The organism is Paenibacillus sp. 01T422 (assembly GCF_056398785.1).
The window spans coordinates 1-4,362 of the sequence record NZ_JBFTQB010000554.1 but is presented as its reverse complement, the minus strand read 5'-3'; the positions used below and the strand labels follow the sequence as shown (position 1 = coordinate 4,362).

At 50.8% G+C, this 4,362-nt stretch carries 4 protein-coding genes; all 4 read right to left on the bottom strand.

Going from position 1 to position 4,362, the window contains the following annotated elements:
* Positions 1–543 (bottom strand): fructose-6-phosphate aldolase (gene fsa, locus AC1DUA_RS25700; RefSeq protein WP_477502469.1); only part of this gene is annotated, 543 nt, incomplete at its 3' end.
* 31 nt (positions 544–574) lie between these two features.
* On the bottom strand, positions 575–2,605 hold the full coding sequence (gene tkt, locus AC1DUA_RS25695) for a transketolase (RefSeq protein WP_477502468.1): 2,031 nt from the start codon (positions 2,603–2,605) through the stop codon (positions 575–577).
* 193 nt (positions 2,606–2,798) lie between these two features.
* Complete coding sequence (locus AC1DUA_RS25690) at positions 2,799–3,812, bottom strand: zinc-binding alcohol dehydrogenase family protein (RefSeq protein ID WP_477502467.1); 1,014 nt, start codon at positions 3,810–3,812, stop codon at positions 2,799–2,801.
* Between the two features lie 13 nt (positions 3,813–3,825).
* The coding region (locus AC1DUA_RS25685) for an aldo/keto reductase (RefSeq protein ID WP_477502466.1) at positions 3,826–4,362 on the bottom strand (537 nt) is incomplete at its 5' end.

The window sequence follows — 4,362 nt, the reverse complement described above, 5'->3', positions numbered from 1 at the left end:
ATGTGACCCTGCAAGCGCGGCTTCAATCACGTGTGCGGAGTGACGGACGCTGGCCGAGATAATTTCGGATTTGATGTTATGCACTTGGAAAATTTGGCTGATTTCCTTAATCAGGTTCATCCCGACTTGGTTAATATCGTCCAAACGACCGATAAATGGTGAAACATATGTTGCACCTGCGCGAGCAGCTAACAGAGCTTGCGTCGAGGAGAAGATCAAAGTGACGTTCGTAGGAATTCCGAGTGATCTGAACACGCTAGTCGCTTGAAGACCATCAAGAGTCATGGGCAGCTTGATGACAATGTTCGGGCTAATTTTAGCCAATTTCTTGCCTTGCTCGACCATTTCTTCTGCTTTCAAGGAAACAACTTCTGCGCTAATTGGAACATCCCCTACGATAGAAACGATTTCTTGTACAGTTTCGAAGAAATCTCTGCCTTCTTTGGCAATAAGGGAAGGATTGGTCGTTACCCCTGCAACAACACCTAACGCGTGAGCTTTACGAATTTCTTCTACATTGGCTGTGTCGATAAACAATTTCATAGTGTATCCCTACCTTTTCTCCCGTTTTGGGTTAATCTTGGAAATACTTCTGTCTAATTTGTTGTACGATTGCTTCTGCGGTAAAACCATATTCACGAATTACGCGATCTGCCTTCGCGGATGCTCCGAATTTCCGGATACCCACGACAAAACCTTCGCCACCCGTAATCTCTTCCCATCCAGCAGGATATGCCATCTCAATGACGACATTGGCTTTCACATTCGGATTAAGTACCGCCTGCTGCACGTCCAAAGATTGCTGCTCAAACAGCTCACGGCTTGGCATGGAAATGACATTTGCTCCAATTCCATATTGCGCCAACTGCTTCTTCACGTCAAGTGCTAAGCTAACTTCGGAGCCTGTTGCAATGAGCTGAACATCAGGCACAGCACCAGCAGCAGCCTCAGCCAGTACATAAGCACCTTGCCCGATATGAGCATAAGCAAGCTTGTCTGTGCCAGGCAGCACTGGCAAATTCTGACGGGACAACGCGAACACGAATGGGCCTTCTTGCGCTTGCAGGACATACTCCCAAGCCGCAGCCGTTTCATTTGCGTCCGCAGGACGGAACAGCGTCAGATCCGGAATCATCCGCAAGGATGGGATCTGCTCGATCGGTTGATGCGTCGGGCCGTCCTCGCCGACAGCAATGCTGTCGTGCGTGAAGACATACGCAACAGGAAGCTTCATCAGCGCGGATAAACGAATTGCGCCGCGCAAGTAATCACTGAACACGAGGAACGTGCCACCGAAGGCTCTTATCCCGCCATGAAGCAGCATGCCGTTCAGCGCTGCGCCCATGGCGAATTCCCGGACGCCGAACCAGAAGTTGCGGCCGCTGTAATTCGCGGCGCTGAATGCCGCGTCGTCGTTCAGCATGGTGAAGTTGGAGCTCGCTAGATCGGCGGAACCGCCGACCAGTTGTGGAACCCGCTTCGCCAGGCCGTTGAGCACTTTACCGGACGCGGTGCGCGTAGAGATCGCGCCGCTCTCTGGTGTGTAGCGCGGCACATCGGCGTTCCAATCGGCCGGAAGTGTGCCGCTGCTTGCGATCTCGAACTGCTTAGCGAGCTCGGGATAAGCAGCCTGGTAGCTGTTCCACAGCTGCTCCCAGCTGTTTTGAGCCTTGCCGCCCAACTCTTTGTAGTGGGCGAAGTGCTCGTACACTTCAGCCGGCACATAGAAATCCGGCTCAAGCGGCCAACCCAGCGCCTGCTTCGTCAGGAGCAGCTCATCTTTGCCAAGCGGCGAGCCGTGCGTACCGCCGTGGCCGCCTTTGCCTGCTTTGTTCGGTGAGCCGTAACCGATGGTTGTTTTGATCTCAATCAGCGTCGGGCGGCTTGTATCAGCCTTACCTTCTGCGATCGCAGCGGAAATCGCTTCGATATTATTTTGCTCTTCCACGCGCAAGTATTGCCAGCCATAAGATTCAATACGTGTACGAACATTCTCGGAGAATGACATGTTCAAATCTCCGTCAAGTGAAATGTCGTTAGAATCATAAAGCACGATTAGTTTACCCAATTTTAAGTGACCTGCTAAGGACGCAGCCTCTGAGGAAACACCTTCCATCAAATCGCCGTCACCACAAATCGCATACGTATAATGATCAACAATCGGGAAGTTCGGTTTGTTATATACAGCAGCTTGATGCGCTTCAGCCATCGCCATACCGACAGCCATCGCCACGCCTTGACCAAGCGGTCCCGTAGTAGCTTCTACACCAACTGTATGACCATATTCCGGATGTCCTGGTGTAAGGCTTCCCCATTGGCGGAATTCTTTGATATCATCCAAAGTTAGGCCATAGCCGCTTAAGTGCAGCAGGCTGTATAACAGCATTGAGCCGTGTCCCGCAGAAAGAACGAAGCGATCTCGATCTACCCATTTGGCATCGGCTGGATTATGTTTGAGGTGTTGTGTCCATAGGGCGTAAGCCATAGGAGCGGCACCCATCGGCATGCCGGGATGACCCATTGCGGCTCTCTCGACAGCGTCAATCGTTAGTGTGCGAATTGCATTGATACTTAACTCTTCAATACCAACAGTTGTCTGTTTCAACAGTTATCCCTCCATCTATTTCTTGTGTGCTGCTGCTTATCTCTATTATAAGGATAGTCAGAGCATTAAAAAAATCGATAGTTTCGATACTTGCTATAGATGATGTCTATATGTCAATCTATGATCTTTGGAGTTGGATAAAAGCAAAAGGCGCGCCTACCTGCCATCAAGCAGTTGAGCGCACCTTCTTCATTTACAAACAAACGATCGCTTTAATCACCTTAGACTCCGGTTTGAGCCAAGTCTCAAACTGGCCGATCATGTCCTCAAAGTCTGCGCGATGCGTAATATAACTCTCAATGTCAATGACACCATTCTTCAGTGCTTCACGCACCGTATCAAAATCTTCCATCGTTGCGTTGCGGCTGCCCATCAGCGTGAGCTCCCGCCTGTGAAACTCAGGATCATGGAAGGTAATGTCCGCCTTCACGAGGCCAACGTATACCAGCTTGCCGCTGTGCGCGACAAGTCCGAAAGCATCCGTCATGGAGCGCGCATTCCCTGTCGCATCGAAGACAATTGTGGGCATATCACCATTCGTGAGCTCAGCCAGCTGCTCCTTCGGCTGCTGCAGCGCATTCACGATATGATCGACACCTGCCCACTTACGGCAAAACGCTAACCGCTCATCGTTGATATCCATGGCAATGACGGTAGCGCCAACCTGCTTCGCCAGGACCATGACGCCAAGTCCAATCGGCCCTGCACCAATAACGAGCACAGTTTCGCCTGCGCGAAGTCCTGATCTCCGCACAGCGTGAGCACCGATACTAAGCGGCTCCAGCATAGCTGCTTCATCCAGCGTCAGTCCATCTGTCTTAATGAGATGGCTGGCAGGTACGGCAATCAGCTCTCTCATGCCTCCATCCGTATGAACCCCCAGCACTTTCATATCGATGCAGCAATTCGTGTTCCCATTGCGGCATGCGATGCATGTCCCGCAGTGCAGATAAGGAACGATGCTGACTTGGTCGCCAGCTTGCAGTCCCATGACACCTTCGCCAATTTCCTCAATATACCCAGAGAGCTCATGACCTAATATGCGCGGGTAGCTGAAGAATGGCTGATTCCCTTTGTAGGCGTGTAAATCCGTCCCGCAGATCCCGATTCTTCTGATACGAACGATAGCTTCCCCTGCTTTGACAATAGGCTCCTGCATTTCTACAAAACTAAACTGCTCAATCTGTTCACAGACGATCGCTTTCAATGTAATCCCTCCTTTATAGGTTAACTTTTTCGTTATATTCAGGTCTTCCGCTGACCCATGACCTATTGTGAATCGGTTGCAAAATGTCCAGAACCTCTTGCAGCAGCTCTGTATCCAGTGGCTCATCTGTCCATGCGATGTTCTTGCTGATGTTTTCCGGACTCGCCGTGCTGACCAACGTCGTTGGAATCCGCTCATTCGCCGTCGAATATTGGACCGCTAGCTTCGCAATTTCCACGCCTCTGCTTGCACAGTATTCCGCCGCTTCCTTGCAGAGCCGATGAATATCAGCTGGCGCCGGATGCCAAGATGCAGCAGGTCTAGTACTGAGCAGACCCATGGACAGGGGCGAGGCATTCACCAGTCCGATCCGTTGCTGCTCAACCAGCGGCACTAAATCTAGCAAAGATGTATCATTTAAAGAATAATGACAATAAGACAATACCGAGTCCAGTTCTTTCACGGCCAGCGATTTCTCAAATACCGTTAGCGGTAATCCGGCAACGCCAATATAGCGGACTTTACCTGATTGCTTCACAGCATCTAGAGC